The sequence below is a fragment of the Haloflavibacter putidus genome (assembly GCF_006546625.1).
Lineage (GTDB): Bacteria > Bacteroidota > Bacteroidia > Flavobacteriales > Flavobacteriaceae > Mesonia > Mesonia putida.
The window spans coordinates 126,096-141,749 of sequence record NZ_VIAR01000003.1; the positions used below are offsets into that span (position 1 = coordinate 126,096).

Sequence of the window (15,654 nt, forward strand, 5' to 3'; positions counted from 1 at the left end):
ATGGCTTATCCAGAACGTAAACCAATTTATGATACCTATAAAAAAATAATTTCAGATATAATTGATTCGAAAAGTTATATAGAATATGCAAATAGTGAAATTGATGCATTGGATAATGAACTTTTAAGGGTCTTTAGAGAGATTCGAAAAGGATATTTATCTGAAAAAAAATGGCCATCCAATTAGCAAGTATTATTAAATAAGATTGTATAGACCTAAGCGGATATAGGTGATATAGTCATCAACTATCAAGAGTAAATAGGCTGTTACATCATTGCAGCCTAGCTATGGAAATGAATGCAGCAAAATATTATTACATCAGTCTTTTTAATGATTAAAAATAGAGAACTGGAAAAATTCTGCTTACTGCAAACTGCATATTGTTTACTAAAAACGGTCAACTAAACTACATCTCGATACAATTTCACCCTCGCTATCACTCTGCTAAAATCACCCCATTAGACTTGTATTGTTAATTTCAGATTATAATAATAGATAAAAAACAGAAAAACGGCCTATCGAGAAAAATATTGAAAATCAAGGTGGCAGCGAAGGGAAAAAGATAAAAAGCTGTTTGACCGCAGGGAGTTCTTTTTATCTGTGGGGGAGGGCAGCGTAGTATTTTTTATGTTTTTCTCGTCAGCCTAGACTTTTGCTTCTTTTCGGCAATGGAAAAGAAGGGGTGATCTTTATTAAAGTTGAAAAGATTTCTCCTTTCGTCGAAATGACAAGGTGAAGTAGGAGGTAGATAGTAAATAGTAAATAGGGAATAGGATAATAGTAATTGATGATTTTAAACTTGAAGTCGAAATTGAAAATACAGCTTATTGAACACTGTAAATTAAACTACTTCTCGATACAATTTTACCTGCGCTACCGCTTAGCTAAAATCATTCGAAGTGATAGCAGTTCTTTGTTGTGCCTTTTTGCCAGTTCGAAATAATACCTTTTACAATACTATTAATTTGATGAGATCCCGGATCAAGCCCGGGATGACAAGCAAATTCATTTTTAACCCGGCCTATCGAAAAAAGGATTAAAAATCAAGGAAGCAGCGAGGATACGGAATGAAAATCTGTTTGAGACCGACCGAAAGAGAGGTTGAGTTATTTTCATTCGTGGCGGTGGGTTCCGTAGTATTTTCTTATGCTTTTTTCGTCAGCCTAGACTTTTGCTTCTTTTCGGCAATGGAAAAGAAGGGGTAATTCTTATTGAAATTGAAAAGATTTCTCCTTTCGTGGAAATGACAATGTGAATTAAACGACTACTTCTCGATACAATTTCACCCTTGCTATCGCTTTGCTAAAATCACGCTACGACCTCGATTACAGTAACCGGGCCTACTGCGCTTTCAACTTCTACTGTGGTAAGAGATGTTTCTTGTAACGGCGCTACGGATGGAACGATAGATGTCACGCTAACCGGCGGCACGGCTTGCAAACTTTTGATTTTTTTTGAATCTTATCTGTAGTAACGCTTATTTTAGATTTCCTATGCCTTTAAGATTCATATTAGCAGTAGATATTGCCCGAGTTTTATATTTTATAGGTGATAATAGTGGAGGGCTGCGGTATAAACTAAAAAACCGGATTAAAAATCCGGTTTCTCTATTATTATATGTTATAGGCAACAATTTTTTATTTTGACCTATAATCAAATTCTTGTCCTTCTACAGAAATACCTACCATAGCTCCGGCTTTAGGCATAATTGCTACTCCGGCGCCATTTTCAAAAGGTATGGCTTTTCCTGCGCCTTTGTCCCAAATTACAGCAGAAGCGCTGCCGCCAAATTCAAAGTTTCCTTTTTTAAAGCTGTCCAAAGCTTGTTCTGTTTTGAAAACAATAAGCTCCCTAAAGGCTTTTCCGCCAATTTGAAAACCAATATCAATTTGTCTAAGCTCGGCAAATCCTACTATTTGGTTATTTTCGTATACTACGCCGTTTCCTGCTGCCCCGCCAAGTACCCAGGTTCCTTTTCCTACATTAGGAAAAATAACATATCCTGCTGCGTCAGACAGCATATTATCTAATTCTGAATTAGCATTTTTAAAGGCAGTCAAAGCATCATCTGCATCAGACTTAATCACTTCTCGTTTCTCCATATCCATTAGTCTATCTTGGTCTTGTGCCATAACTTGCCCGGAAGCAAAAAGCAACATTACCACGATGATAGCGCTGTACATATTGTAAAAAACTCGTTTCATAATACTGTTTTTTATGGCTACAAATCTAAATTACAGATTATGTGGTGTTTAGAGTGTTAAAAACCCGTTATTTCACGAAATCTTAAGGTTTAGTGATTAGTTATGCAGTTTTTCAAAAAAAAGTATGGTGGGTTTGGAATTGATAAAGTAGTAAAGACTATCTTTTATAGATGTGAGCAATACAAGTACTCGGGGAATTAAAAATGTATTTGAGTGAAAATAGTATTGATTAATAAGTTCTTAAACCTTTTTTTCGTGGTTATTTATTCATTTTTCTGGCAGGGCGCAAAAAATCAAACTCATCGGTTTTAATAACATAGCCCAGCCGTATCCTGCTGGTAAACTGTTTGTAATTTATTAAACTTTGTGCCTGTCCGGCAAACCACTCTAACATAAAATATTGGTTAGCGCTGTTAAACGGATTGTAAAATAATCTAGAACGCAAAGCTCCTTGCCAGTTCCACTCCAGGCCTTTTCTTGCCATTATTTCTAAACTTAGCTTTCGCGGAAGGAGCTCGCGTATATAAGTAACTTCCGCCAAGCCTATATAATCTAGCAGATCTGGGTTACCATCTTTATACATAAACGGAAACCAAGCTTTGGCTTTTAAAATGCTTTTAGAGTTTAAAGCAGTGGCATATTGCAGATGTAAATTATTCCAACTTCTAGAGAAAATACTGTCTCGCCCGTTAGATTCATGTTCAAACATTAAAGAGGCCATACCTACCATTTTGTCGTCACGGTTAAAAATTGGTTTTCCTAAACCTATAGACGGATTAAAATTTATTTCTTCAAACGGACTAGAATTTTCGTAGATATTCCAAAAAGCTTTTTGGCTGTAAGTTACAAACAAGTAAGTATCCCAAGGTAAAGTATTACGGGTAATTAGCTGCTTAAAACTAATTTGATATTTTACATCTGCCGTGGTTTTATCAATACGTTTGTTGGTTGGCACGCCGGTAATAAAATAGTTGTCTTTATGAATTGAGAAGCCGGGCATATTTTTGATATAAGCATCTACTTCTTCTCTATCTAATCTTTGGGCATTTAAAACATTACCTCCGGAAATTATTCCCAAAAAAGTAATAGATACTAAAACTAAATTTTTCATATTATAAATTAAATGATTAATTACCCACTAAATTTAAAAATACCGGTAAGCTATTAAGGAAGTTTAAAGATACAATTTCTAAAAACAGATGTTCTTATAGCGTTCTAACCTAAATTAATAGCACAAAAAATCTCCGCACGTAAGGAATATGCTGAAAGAATTAGATTTTGTAGGCTGTATTTTGAAAGGCAAAACGCAAAGAACTATCCAATTTTTTAAACTCGAAAGATCAACACGATAAACTTTAATCTAAATTTTTAGCAAGTGTAAAAACTATACTGCTTAGAATTTTTACGTATAAAATTAATAGATAAAGTTTAAATAGAAGATCAATGAATGGAAACATTCAAAATACGAAATATACCAAAATAAGTAGAACTTTTTATAAATTCCTAGGCTACAAACCCAAGAATATGCAAAAGTGTAGTTTGATTCTTACGGAAAAAGCAAATCAATTTATTATTTTGCGACCTATAAAAATAGCAAGGTTAATACCGTTTTTTCTAATTTTAGAACTTTAAATTTATGGACATTACCATTGAGAATATTGTATTAATTGGCTCGCTTTTACTTTTTATAAGTATTATTATAGGCAAAACCTCTTATAAATTTGGCGTACCAACTTTATTGCTTTTTTTGGCAATTGGGATGCTGGCAGGTTCTGAAGGTATTGGAGGAATTAACTTTGATAATCCTAGAATTGCACAATTCATCGGTATTGTATCTCTTAACTTCATCCTGTTTTCGGGTGGTCTTGATACAAACTGGAAAGCAGTTAAACCCATTCTCAAAGAAGGGATAGCATTATCTACGTTGGGCGTTTTATTTACAGCCGTTTCTATAGGTATATTTGTTTGGGCAGTTACCAATTTTACCATTTACGAAAGTTTATTACTAGGCTCAATTGTTTCTTCAACAGATGCAGCCGCTGTATTTTCCATACTTCGCTCAAAAAGTATTGCTTTAAAAACAAATTTACGACCAACATTAGAACTTGAAAGTGGTAGTAACGACCCAATGGCTTATGTGCTGACTATTGCATTTTTAACCTTGGTTATTAATCAAGATCAAAGCATAACGTCTGTTATTCCTATGTTTTTACAGCAAATGATTTTTGGCGGCATACTAGGGTTTGTTTTTGGTATATTCAGCAAGTTTGTTATTAACAAGATTAAACTGGGTTTTGAAGGCCTTTACCCCGTCTTAGTAATTTCTTTGATGTTCATAACATTTTCGGCCACAGATTTTGTAGGTGGAAATGGGTTTCTAGCCATTTATATTTGTGCAGTTTATTTGGGTAATCAAGAATTGATACATAAAAGAACTATCTTAAAAATGTTTGATGGTTTAGCTTGGTTAATGCAAATTGTACTCTTTCTTACCTTAGGCTTGCTGGTTTTTCCTTCTCAGATCATTCCGTATTTGGGAGTAGGACTTCTTATTTCATTATTTCTAATTTTTATTGCTAGGCCGGTAGGTGTTTTTCTTAGCTTGATATTTTTCAAAATGAAATTGAGAAGAAGATTTTATATTTCTTGGGTTGGTTTACGAGGAGCAGTGCCTATTGTTTTTGCTACCTATCCTCTTCTAGCAGGAGTAGAAAAAGCAAATATAATTTTCAATATCGTTTTCTTTATCTCGGTAACATCGGTACTATTACAAGGTACAACACTTTCAATCGTAGCAAAATGGTTAAACGTTGCCTTACCGGAACAAGAAAAAAAACTAACTGCAACAGACTTGCTGCTAAACGAAGATCCTAAAGGCGAAATGAGAGAAATTTTAATATCTTCTGACGCTTTTGCAGTAGATAAAAAAATTGTAGAACTAGGATTTCCAAAAAGTGCAATAATAGCCATGATTATAAGAGACAACAGCTACATAACGCCAAATGGTACCACAGAAATTAAAGCGCATGATACGTTAATCGTTCTTGCAGATAGACCTAATATTTTTGAAGAAGTATACAAAACACTTAAAATTTAGAAGATAAGCAAGCAGTTAATCTTTTAGGTTATGCGAGAATACTGTAAAAAATCGGTTGCTCTTTTATTATTTACACTAGCAGTTTTATTATACTCTTTACGGAATTATTGAAATTTTTTTTATACTTGATTTGTAGATTGCTTCTATTCTTAAATTCTTATAGCATCAATTTATTTGAACATAATAGCGGTTAGCACCTTCTTTAAATTAAAATATCATCAACAACTTCCATAAAGAAAGCGTTTTCATAATTCTTTAAATAAAGCTTAATGTGTAATCTTATTAAACTTTTACATATTGAAGTTAAAACCTGTTAAGTTTGATAGCATATTTTTAAATGATTATTATTTTAAAACAAAATTAAAACTATGCTGAAGTTAAACTTACTATTTGCCGCTATTTTTTTATTGAGTTCTTGCGTCAGCCAAAACACTAATTCTACATTCTCAACAAAAGAAACGCTAAACTCGTCCACGGCTACAGGGGTGGTTTTTTTTTGAAAATACTTTAAAATTAGAAGAGGCTTTAAAAACTGCTTTAGAAGGCAATAATAATATAGGGGTTGTGACAGAAATAGACCATTCTCAAAACGCGACTTCTGTAGATTTAGAATTACCACCTACGCAAGTTATTTTCTTCGGAAATCCTAATCTCGGAACTCCATTAATGCAAAAAAATCAATTAGCCGGTTTAGATCTTCCGCAAAAAGTTTTGTTTTATGAAGATAAAAATCAGGTTTTGTGCTCTATAATAGTACAGAATATCTTGCTTCTAGGTACGGGGTAGGAGAAGTTGAAAGTCTCTCCAAAACTTCAAAAGCGCTAAATAATCTGGTAAGTACTGCAACTAAAACACAGGGAAAGCATACAAAAAAGCAGAATGTAGGTTTGGAAGAAGGTATAATAAATGTTAAAAGCACTACCGATTTTGAATCTACTTACAATAATTTAAAATCGGCTATTGAGGCTAATGAAAATATAAGCGTAATGGGGGAGTTAGATCATAAAAAGAATGCTGCAAGTGTGGGGATGAATTTGCGACCTACGAAAGTGATTATGTTTGGAAATCCTAAATTAGGAACGCCTATAATGCATACTAAAAGAAACTTAGGTTTAGACTTGCCCCAAAAAATGCTGGTATGGGAAAATGCTAAGGGGAATGTATATATTTCTTATAACAATGCAAACTTCTTAGCTAAAAAGCATAGGTTAGAAATGCACGGTCAAAAATTTAAGGAAATTTCTAAAGCGCTGGAAATGTTGGCAAATGCCGCCGCAGAAATTGATTAAAATAGCGCTTCGAAGTTAGTGAAATTTAAATAGTCCTGTTCTTTTTTGCAAACGCATATTATAGAAAAACTAAATTATAATAAAGCAGGAAATACATCGTGAAAATCCTGCTTTTAATAATCTTTAAATTATATAATAGAAATTAGCAACAATTTGTACTTGGAGAACAACAATCTGAACTCTCAATGTCAGAAAGATTTACTTTTTGTTTATTATTTTTTGTACCGGGTTTTTCTGCATAAACGGTAATACTGAAAATTCCTGCTCCATCTTTATTAAAAGTTTCTACCGCTTCTTTAGAAAGATATTTTTCAAGAATATCGTTAGGAATGCTAATAGGTTTCTCTTTTTGGATTGTAATGTTCTCAAAACCATTATTTTTAATAAGCTCTAAATATTCGGTTTTTTGAATTGCTCCTGCCACGCAACCTGCGTACATTTCTGCGTCTTCTTGCAACGCGACAGGAAGCTCGCCAACAAGAACAATGTCTGAAATGCTAAAATGACCGCCGGGTTTTAAAGTGCGTTGTATTTCTGCAATCACTTTCTGTTTATTGGGTACCAAATTTAGCACGCAGTTGCTCACAATTACATCTGCAACATTGTCGTTTACCGGCATTGCATCAATATCGCCTTCCCTAAACTCGACGTTGTTATAATTCAGTTTTTCTGCGTTTTTACGCGCTTTTTCTATCATAATTGGGGTAAAATCAATTCCAATTACTTTGCCGGTATCTCCGGTTTCGTTTCTTGCTACAAAACAATCGTTTCCCGCTCCAGAACCCAAATCTATAACCGTGTCGCCTTTTTCTATTTTTGCATATTGGGTAGGCAAACCGCAACCTAAACCTAAATCTGCTTCTTCTACATAACCATCGGTTTCAGAGTAATCGTCCATCATAATATTGTAAACTTTATTAGATGGTGTGGTGGCGCCACAACAAGAAGATGCATTTTCAGTCTTTTCTTGTTCGGCTATTTTTGCGTAGCGTTCTTTTACAATATCTTTTAATTCTTTTTCGTCTTTCATAATTATAATTTAATGTTGTTTTTCAATTCTAAATAATAATAGAACTAACAGCAATCCGGTTGCGGAATCTCTTTGTCTAAAAAGCTATGCATAATTTTTTGCATCTCTGTCCATTTTTCGGGGTTTATACAGTAGCAAACTCTTGTGCCTTCTACACTGCCTTGTATTAATCCTAGATTTTTTAGTTCTTTAAGGTGTTGCGAGATGGTAGGTTGTGCTAGTTTTATTTCGTTTACCAAATCTCCGCATACACAGGTTTTTATTTTGAATAAATGCTGCAAAATTGCTACTCTGGCCGGATGCCCAAAGGCTTTGGCAAATAAAGCAATCTCATTTTGTTGCTTTGTAAAAATTGTGGTTTTCGAAAGTCCCATTTTATTAGTTATTGTTATATTGCAATATTACGATTAATAATTTAAACTGTAAATCTTTAGAGGCTATTTTTTGTAAAAAGCATTTTTTATATGTTAACAAAAAAGCAATCTTTTTTGAAAAAGGTTAAAATTCACTTAAGCTTTCTGCAATAGCATATTCGGTTACAACCAAAACTTGATAGCCTGTTTTTATATTTGTAAATTGTAGCAAAATTTTCCGTAAAGCTATATAAAATGCTTGGGTAACATAATTAAAAGCAGGCAAAGAAATGAAAGATAAAAAAGTAGTAATTATTGGTGGCGGTTTTGCCGGAATTAATCTAGCAAAGTATTTGGGTGGCAAAGTTGGCGTAGAGGTAACTTTGGTAGATAAAAACAATTACAATTATTTTACGCCGCTTTTGTACCAAGTAAGTACGGGTATGCTAGATGTTTCTAGCATTAGTATACCTTTTAGAACACTTTTTAAAGATAAAACTAACTTAAATTATCGTTTAGGAAAATTGGTTAGGGTTAAACCCGAAGAAAACAAGGTAGAGCTCACAACGGGAGAACTAACCTATGATTATTTGATTTTGTCTCACGGCACGCGAAGTAATTTTTTTGGTATGGAAAATATTAAAAAAAATGCGCTCCCAATGAAATCTATAAGTCAGGCCGTAAAATTGCGTAACTATCTTTTGCGCGAGGCAGAACGATATATCTACACCAAAGACGAAACCGAAAAACGTAAAATGCGCAATATTGTAATTTCTGGGGCGGGGCCTTCGGGAGTAGAAATTGCAGGAATGTTGGCAGAAATGCGCAACCATATTTTAGACGATGTTTACCCAGAACTCAAACGAGAGAAAATGAATATTTATTTGGTAGACGGCGCTCCAAATGTATTGCCGCCAATGCGGGAGAAATCACAAAAATATTCTGAAAAAACACTAAAAGAAATGGGCATCATCGTAAAGCTAAATAAAATGGTGTCTGATTATAAAGAAGATAAAGTTCATTTTAAGGATGGCGATACTATAGAAACAAAAACATTAATTTGGACAGCCGGAGTAACCGGTATAAAAATAGACGGTATTCCCGACGAAAACTACGAAAAAGGAAACCGAATAAAAGTAAACGAATATTTTAAACTCGAAAATTCAGATAATATTTATGCCGTTGGCGATGCATGCGTACTTAAAACAGATCCTGCATTTCCCGACGGTCATCCGCAATTGGCCAGTGTAGCTACCCAACAAGGAAAATTGTTGGGAAAAAATTTATTAAAAGTTATAAAAGGAAATAAACCGGAAGCTTTTACCTATAACGATAAAGGTACAATGGCCATTATTGGCAGAAGCAAAGCAGTGGCAGATCTCACCACGCCCAAAAAATCATTAACCGGTTGGATTGCCTGGTTCTCTTGGTTGTTTGTACATTTATTCTTGCTTATAAATTATCGTAATCGCATTAGCACAATGTGGAACTGGACGACGGCTTATTTAAGCAAAGGCCAGGCAAGCGGTTTGTTGGTAGGAAAAACTGCAAACGGAAGCATGCCAGATTTAAAAAAGCAAACTAAAACTAAAAGTGCTTAAGAAGAAACACTTGAAGAAAATTTAATTTTAAAATAAAAAACCTGTCTTAAAACATTAAAATTAAGACAGGTTTTTTTGGTACTGATTTTTATTAGAACTCCTCATCTCTAGGCGTTTCCGCTTCTTGCGATGCTTCGCTCAAATCGCGATCCATTTCGTATAAACTAGTATTGCTGTCTACATTGGTAGAAGCCAAATTATACTTGTCTATAATACTGTTTATTAAGGTTTCTTCCTCAATTTGCTCTTGCACAAACCATTGGGCAAAATTAAAAGTGGCCCAATCTTTTTCTTCGTGCGCAAGGTTTACAATTTTATCAATTTCTTTGGAATTATCTATCTCGTGTTGTAAGGTTTTTTGCAGGCAATCGCCAATATCTTTTGGGTTTTTTGGCGCTGCATCTATGGCTTCAATCTTGGCTTCGCCACCACGATCGTTAATATACTTTAAAAACTTAAACATATGTTCGCGCTCTTCGTGCATATGCCCGTATAAAAAATTAGCAATACCCGTAAAACTATTTACCTCTGCCCAGGAAGCATACGAAAGATAAACCTGCGCCTGATAGGCTTCCCGAGTCATTTGGGTGTTTAATAATTTCTCCATTTTGTTTGATATTCTCTTCTTTCCCATAATCTTTGATTTTAAATTTAATTTTTATTTTACTGAATTTCAGATGTTATAAAATAACGATTTTTAAGCAACTTCATCCACTTTTACCATTTGTTTACCAATATTTTCTCCTTCAAACAAACCAATAAAAGTAGCAGTGATTTTTGTAAAGTCTTTTAAACTTTCTTTGTGGTATAACTGATTATTATTCAGCCAATATCCCAGTTGTTATTGGCTTTTGACGGGTTTCCCCCGAAGGATATCCTGCCAATACAATCTTCTTGTTGTTCTCTTTGTTTTTCATCTGCATAAAATCTTCTGTTCTTTACGGAAAACATAAAGGTAAATAATCGTAGACCTGCATGTAGCTAAAGAAAATGTAAAGTTGATTGACAAATCTTTATATAATTTATGAATCCTTAAAACCTTTAAGGACGTATTATCACAAAAAATATTTTGCATTTGGGGAAATTATTTGAAAATCAGCTGTTTGTTTAAAAATTTCTTTATATTTAGTTTTTGCAACTGCTAAACTTATACTCCCTAGAATAGCTTTATTTATTGCGTTGCCCATTTTTTCTAGCTTCAATAAATAAAGCCATCTAACCCCCTTAAGTTATGGAGAGCAGACTTTATTCTACCACATTTTCTAATTTTCAACCCGAATTTTTTGCGCCTTTTTCTTTTGTAAAGCCAGTGATACAAAGCATAGAAAAAACCGCTAACTTTATTCCTGGCCTGGTTACTGTTCAAGATTATAATACAAGAAAGCCGGTATATATAAACCAATATGGCTGTGATTTTTTTAAGCTTTCAAAATCTGCTTTATTGCAAATGGGAGAAAACTATCAAACCAATTTCTTTTTTCCGGAAGAAGAGGCTTTTTTACAAGCGCAAATAGAAGAATTATTCCAAAGCAATAGAACTCAAAAAAGCCTTTCTTTTTTTCAACGGATTAAACCTTCCAAAACAGGCCAATATTCTTGGTTTTTTACCACCTCGCAGTATTTTCCTAATTATTCAGACGCAGTAACACCTATTTTGCATATTTCTTTACCGGTAAATAATTGCAGCTATATGGGTAAAAAATTAGATCAACTCACCGAAGAAAATTTATTTATCCAAAACAATTATAAAAAGTTTAAACGCCTTACCTTGAGAGAAAAAGAAATTCTTCAATTTATTTCTGAAGGCAAATGCAGTCAGAAAATTGCAGATTTACTTTATATTTCCATACACACGGTAAACAACCACCGCAAAAACATTATTAAAAAATTGGGCAAGAAAAAGCTTTCTACTTTTATTAAACTTTTTCCTGCCTTTAGCTAAATTTTTGTTTCAACTAGCAATCTATGCAACAAGTTGTTGGTACAGCGGTAAGTGGCGAGCTGCGGAGTATTCTGTATTTACCCAAATCTGTGCTTAGCGGCTTTCCATCATCTGCAGGAGTTTCTGCAGCAGCTTTTATGTCTCTACCAAGATCTTCTTCCAGTTGCTGTCCAATTTTTAAATCGAGTTCATTTTTAACGCTTTGCGAAACTTCTTGTCGTAGCGTATAATCGTCTGTAATGCCACTAACGTGTTCTACAATATTTCGAATATACCCAAATACTTCCACACAAAGAACACTTAGCGAAGCATCTTCTGGTAAACCATAAGCTTGTAAAGCTTGGGTTATTTCTTCCAATTCAAAATCACCCACGGCATATTGTGTTCTTTTCTTGTCGTGTAAATCTACAATAGCACCCGTTTTAGGATCTCTGTAAGGTTCTTGGTATCTATGCTCTAGTTTTATTTCGGTAAGCAAAATATTCCTGAATTCTTTGCCGTCTGCTTGCGCTACTTGAGCATAAAGCATAGCCCAAATAGAAGTTCGCGGCGGAAAAGCAGTCACGTTTTTACCATTGTTTACTGCCATAGCATAAGGCGCGCTAACCTGTATTTTATTTTTAGTTCGTTGTACAGAACAATTTAAATTTGGCGCAGGATGTTGTAAACCGGTCAACCGGAATGGGCGGCCAAAACGACCCTGAGCAGTACTCCAAAGTTGCTCGGTATGGCCAAACCTAAACTCATAGGTATGAAAACCAAAAAGCTCTGCACTTTCATGGTGTAAGCCTTCTGGTAGTGGCAGTAAATAAAAATGTCTTTCCTTGCCGTTCTGACTGGTGTTTTGAGCCTTTTGCATTTTTCGCATAGCTTTTAAACCTGCGTTTTCTTGCCCAGATATGGGAGTGATTACCCGGGTAAACTCAGGATCTATTGGCAAAGGCGCATCTTTTTCTACTGAAAAAAGAGAAGGATGGTTGTTGCTAATTAATTGGTCTGGGGCGTAGGCTACTTGTCTTGCAAACAAAGCATCTCTATCGTCGTTGGGTTTTTCGTTAAATTCTAACCATAAATATTTTCTTCTGGCTTCTGTACGCGAATACTTATCCTCTTTTATATAAGGAGAAAGAGCAATTCCCGAGCCGATAATTTCTGGGGTTTGACTTGGCGTTATCGTAACGGGAAGTAGTAGGTTTTCACTTTCAAAAGCCTCAGTCTGCAAATCAAAAGAAATAGCTGTTTTTATTTGAGGGTTAATTTTATACTTTACGGAAATTGTATCTGCCAGATCTCCTTTGGTAGGAAGCGGATCTATGGCATCAATAAACACTATTCTGGTATATTCCCGATAAACTTTGTTATCTTCTCCTTCTTGTATGGCTTGAAAAGAGGCAGTTCTTAGCAACTCGGCATCTCCGATTTGTCGGTAGGGAATTCCGGCCATTTTTTGCTCCCGTTCTAAAAAATCTGTAGGATTGTTTTTTCTACTCATTTTCCGTTCAATCGTAAAAGCAAGGGTTTGTAGGCCGTCCCAAGTCCAATCTCTATCAATTTTAAAACTGGTAGCCACCAACCATTTATTGGAGAGCTCATTTTTCCCTGCAAAGGTAATACTGCTTTTATCTGGACTTAAGCTGTGGGCAATAAAATTACTGCACCAAAATTGTATGCGTTCTCCTTTTTCTGCCGTTAGGGTCATATTTTTAGGATCGTTATTGCAACTTACTTCCAGTTGTTGCGCCAAACGTTGCAAAATATTTGGCAGGCCGTTTTGGGAGGGGGTTATTTTATCTACCGAAATTCTCCCATTAATACGTTTTACAGGATCTGGTTGAAGATAAATACCTTGTATAACCCGCGCAGCTTTGGTTTCTTTTAATAAATTACTTTCGCTTTCACTATTTCTACGCATATGCAGTACGGTGGTTTTTCCGTAAAGGCTTTTATCTTTCGTTGAGTTTGTATGGCCCCAATAATTGGCATCTTCTTTTCCTTTTGCGCGCAAACTAACGCGCAGGTTTCTGCAAGTTGGCAGTAGCAGCGAGCCGTTATTGTTAGGATCTTCTTCAAAACTTTGATCAAAATCTAAGACAGGAATATCTTTATAGGTAAAATTCAGGTCCAGTTCTTTTTCAAAATCTTCTTTAAATTTACGCGAAGTGGTGTAGAGCGTTATAAAATTATCTTGGCCGCTATCACTACGCAGGTTATCCATTTTTAAGCTTTGCACTTCTACTTTTATCTCGACTTGCAGCACATCTGGATCGGCAATTCCTATAACTACTTTTGCTTGGCCGTTACCATCTTTTTCTTCTAATTGTTTTTCTATAGATTTTTGTAGTAAAGCTACCGGATCTTCATATTTTCCGGTGTAAACCACAGATGGATAACCTATTAAAGGGCGTTTTATTTGTAGCAAATCGCCTTCAAAACTCAAATCGTCGCTCGAGGTTTTTATTTCTTCTTTATTTACAATTCGGACAGCGTGCGGAGAAACATAGCGTTTAAAATGAATTTCTGCTTCGTTGCTTAAATTGTTTTCGTTAGTGTTTGCATTAAGGCTTGGTCCGCCGCCGGTTGTATCTGTAAGTCGCACACGAAATTTATAAGATTTACCATACCTAAGTTTGTTTATTTTACTTTGGGCTTGGTAAGTATCCGAAATTTTTACGTTTCTCTTGGTGCCATTTACATCGTTTAAGGCCGCTTTTTGAATGGCTTCGTAATTTCTGTACAAATCTGCCGCAGTTTTGTCCGGTAAGACCATAGAATGGTTATTCCAATTGGCAAAATACATTGGCAACCAATAGTTTGTTTCTGCTGTTTCTAAGGCTTTTGTAGGGTAAACTTGAAAAGGCAATTCGCCTTCGTATTTGCCAAGTTCAATATCTTCCAAAAATATTGGTCCTTTACTTTTTACTGCGGTAAGGCTTTCGTAGTGCCAGTGATCGGGCGTACCTATTCCTACTTCTTTTACGTCAATATTATAGCCCATTACGCCCAAAGGAGCATCTAACCTGTCGTTTCCGCCATTTACACTGGGATCTTTAGCAAGCTGTCTTAAATACCAAATTAAAATTTGCTCGTCATCCCAACCTAAACGTATTCCCATTTCTTGTTGTGGCGGCATTCCGTCCGGCTCCTCTGCTAGTAAATTGCTGCTTTTTGGTTGGTTGGCGTGTACTATTTTTGCAAAACCATCGTTGTAGGCAGCACTTTCAATATACAAATCGTCATAATTTCCTTTGGGCGATTCGTTGGGTTTCATTACCGGAAACAGTACAGCGGCAAATAATTGTTGTTCAATAAATTTATTGTTTTTCCTTTTCAGGGAAGGAACTCTGGCTGCATACGATTTGATGAAAATGTCTTTATTAGCTTGTAACGAATCCTGTTGCTCTTGTGCATAGACACTATCTTCGCTAACCGAAATATAAAGCCAACCCCCTTGTTTAAAATCGTCTTCTTTTAGTTTAATTTTTATATTTCTGTACAATAAACCGGCTTTTTCTGCCAATAGCGGCTGCCGCAATAAATGCGCATATACTTTTCCCCAACTTACTTTATTATCGGGTTTTACCGGCTTTGGTTTTTTGGTTTTACGCATCGCACAAGCATAACTATCGTCTGTTACGGCATTTTCTACCCGCGGACTGTTAAAATTAAAGGCCGTTCGGTACGAAAGCGGCAGGTATTTTTTAACCGCTTTGGAAACCTCTACAGCTTTAGGAGCCCGATGCTTGTCCATTTTACTATAACTCTCCTCAATGTCAAAGTATTTTGGGTTACCGTTGGTGTCTTTGGCATCTTTAAGGGTTTTATAAATTTTCGCCATATTTTCCGGATAGTCCAACTTTAAAAATTCTGCCCTTCCAAGATTTCCGGCTTTTCCCGGAAAATCGTTAGGATTATTTACCAACATAGCGTTTAATTTTGGCTTAACCTCTACAAACTTTGGTATGCCATCATTGCTACCGAAAATAGCTTCTAAGGTCTGCAACGGACTAAAATTTCTTGGAACGAATAATATATTGAGGTTTAGATAGCCGTTGGCATCTACTTTTTGTGGAAATGCCATTAGCGTAAAACGGGTATTTTTTGCGGTTGCCATGCTTTTAAATTTTAGTAGTTCTTTATT

Annotated in this window: 14 protein-coding genes; 7 read left to right on the forward strand and 7 right to left on the reverse strand. The window is 35.2% G+C overall.

Features of this window, described 5'->3' with window-relative positions; all coding sequences use genetic code 11:
- Complete coding sequence (locus FKR84_RS04140; RefSeq protein WP_141420935.1) at positions 1 to 186, forward strand: hypothetical protein; 186 nt, start codon at positions 1 to 3, stop codon at positions 184 to 186.
- 1,177 nt (positions 187 to 1,363) lie between these two features.
- Entirely contained in the window at positions 1,364 to 1,471 is a 108-nt protein-coding gene (locus FKR84_RS13545) for a SprB repeat-containing protein (RefSeq protein WP_394348476.1), read from the forward strand.
- 166 nt (positions 1,472 to 1,637) lie between these two features.
- Here FKR84_RS13545 and FKR84_RS04150 read toward each other — a convergent pair whose 3' ends face one another.
- Together FKR84_RS04150 and FKR84_RS04155 are read right to left on the reverse strand one after the other, a co-directional pair.
- Complete coding sequence (locus tag FKR84_RS04150) at positions 1,638 to 2,204, reverse strand: lipid-binding SYLF domain-containing protein (protein WP_141420936.1); 567 nt, start codon at positions 2,202 to 2,204, stop codon at positions 1,638 to 1,640.
- Between the two features lie 259 nt (positions 2,205 to 2,463).
- On the reverse strand, positions 2,464 to 3,315 hold the full coding sequence (locus FKR84_RS04155; protein ID WP_141420937.1) for a phospholipase A: 852 nt from the start codon (positions 3,313 to 3,315) through the stop codon (positions 2,464 to 2,466).
- Positions 3,316 to 3,840: 525 nt separating this feature from the next.
- On the opposite strand from FKR84_RS04155, the gene FKR84_RS04160 reads away from it, so the two are divergent.
- The 3 genes from FKR84_RS04160 to FKR84_RS04170 all read left to right on the forward strand — a co-directional run bounded on the left by FKR84_RS04160 (position 3,841) and on the right by FKR84_RS04170 (position 6,590).
- A complete protein-coding gene (locus FKR84_RS04160; protein ID WP_141420938.1) occupies positions 3,841 to 5,301 on the forward strand; it encodes a potassium/proton antiporter in 1,461 nt (486 codons plus the stop codon).
- Between the two features lie 564 nt (positions 5,302 to 5,865).
- Positions 5,866 to 6,087, forward strand: a complete 222-nt coding sequence (locus FKR84_RS04165; RefSeq protein ID WP_233357660.1) for a DUF302 domain-containing protein — start codon at positions 5,866 to 5,868, stop codon at positions 6,085 to 6,087.
- Positions 6,042 to 6,590, forward strand: coding sequence for a DUF302 domain-containing protein (locus FKR84_RS04170; protein WP_141420940.1), 549 nt, complete (start codon positions 6,042 to 6,044; stop codon positions 6,588 to 6,590). Before FKR84_RS04165 ends, FKR84_RS04170 begins: the two co-directional genes overlap by 46 nt.
- Before the next feature lie 142 nt (positions 6,591 to 6,732).
- Here the strand turns inward: FKR84_RS04170 and FKR84_RS04175 are convergent, their stop codons facing one another.
- A complete protein-coding gene (locus FKR84_RS04175) occupies positions 6,733 to 7,620 on the reverse strand; it encodes an arsenite methyltransferase (RefSeq protein ID WP_141420941.1) in 888 nt (295 codons plus the stop codon).
- A gap of 44 nt (positions 7,621 to 7,664) precedes the next feature.
- Complete coding sequence (locus tag FKR84_RS04180; protein WP_141420942.1) at positions 7,665 to 7,994, reverse strand: ArsR/SmtB family transcription factor; 330 nt, start codon at positions 7,992 to 7,994, stop codon at positions 7,665 to 7,667.
- A 269-nt stretch (positions 7,995 to 8,263) separates the two neighbouring features.
- On the opposite strand from FKR84_RS04180, the gene FKR84_RS04185 reads away from it, so the two are divergent.
- Complete coding sequence (locus tag FKR84_RS04185; protein ID WP_141420943.1) at positions 8,264 to 9,574, forward strand: NAD(P)/FAD-dependent oxidoreductase; 1,311 nt, start codon at positions 8,264 to 8,266, stop codon at positions 9,572 to 9,574.
- 91 nt (positions 9,575 to 9,665) lie between these two features.
- Here the strand turns inward: FKR84_RS04185 and FKR84_RS04190 are convergent, their stop codons facing one another.
- Positions 9,666 to 10,181, reverse strand: coding sequence for a ferritin (locus tag FKR84_RS04190; protein ID WP_233357661.1), 516 nt, complete (start codon positions 10,179 to 10,181; stop codon positions 9,666 to 9,668).
- Positions 10,182 to 10,396: 215 nt separating this feature from the next.
- The gene (locus tag FKR84_RS13500; protein WP_262710712.1) at positions 10,397 to 10,525 is read right to left on the reverse strand and encodes a hypothetical protein; all 129 of its coding nucleotides are present in this window, start codon (positions 10,523 to 10,525) and stop codon (positions 10,397 to 10,399) included.
- A gap of 280 nt (positions 10,526 to 10,805) precedes the next feature.
- On the opposite strand from FKR84_RS13500, the gene FKR84_RS04195 reads away from it, so the two are divergent.
- Entirely contained in the window at positions 10,806 to 11,516 is a 711-nt protein-coding gene (locus FKR84_RS04195; RefSeq protein ID WP_141420945.1) for a helix-turn-helix domain-containing protein, read from the forward strand.
- 13 nt (positions 11,517 to 11,529) lie between these two features.
- Here FKR84_RS04195 and FKR84_RS04200 read toward each other — a convergent pair whose 3' ends face one another.
- The gene (locus FKR84_RS04200; protein WP_141420946.1) at positions 11,530 to 15,627 is read right to left on the reverse strand and encodes a hypothetical protein; all 4,098 of its coding nucleotides are present in this window, start codon (positions 15,625 to 15,627) and stop codon (positions 11,530 to 11,532) included.
- Positions 15,628 to 15,654: the final 27 nt, after the last annotated feature.

Coding starts and splice junctions, on each gene's coding strand:
- FKR84_RS04185 (WP_141420943.1), top strand. CDS start 8,264: ATGAAAGATAAAAAAGTAGTAATTATTGGTGGCGGTTTTGCCGGAATT.
- FKR84_RS04150 (WP_141420936.1), bottom strand. CDS start 2,204: ATGAAACGAGTTTTTTACAATATGTACAGCGCTATCATCGTGGTAATG.
- FKR84_RS04180 (WP_141420942.1), bottom strand. CDS start 7,994: ATGGGACTTTCGAAAACCACAATTTTTACAAAGCAACAAAATGAGATT.
- FKR84_RS04200 (WP_141420946.1), bottom strand. CDS start 15,627: ATGGCAACCGCAAAAAATACCCGTTTTACGCTAATGGCATTTCCACAA.
- FKR84_RS04190 (WP_233357661.1), bottom strand. CDS start 10,181: ATGGAGAAATTATTAAACACCCAAATGACTCGGGAAGCCTATCAGGCG.
- FKR84_RS04155 (WP_141420937.1), bottom strand. CDS start 3,315: ATGAAAAATTTAGTTTTAGTATCTATTACTTTTTTGGGAATAATTTCC.
- FKR84_RS04195 (WP_141420945.1), top strand. CDS start 10,806: ATGGAGAGCAGACTTTATTCTACCACATTTTCTAATTTTCAACCCGAA.
- FKR84_RS04140 (WP_141420935.1), top strand. CDS start 1: ATGGCTTATCCAGAACGTAAACCAATTTATGATACCTATAAAAAAATA.
- FKR84_RS04160 (WP_141420938.1), top strand. CDS start 3,841: ATGGACATTACCATTGAGAATATTGTATTAATTGGCTCGCTTTTACTT.
- FKR84_RS13500 (WP_262710712.1), bottom strand. CDS start 10,525: ATGTTTTCCGTAAAGAACAGAAGATTTTATGCAGATGAAAAACAAAGA.
- FKR84_RS04175 (WP_141420941.1), bottom strand. CDS start 7,620: ATGAAAGACGAAAAAGAATTAAAAGATATTGTAAAAGAACGCTACGCA.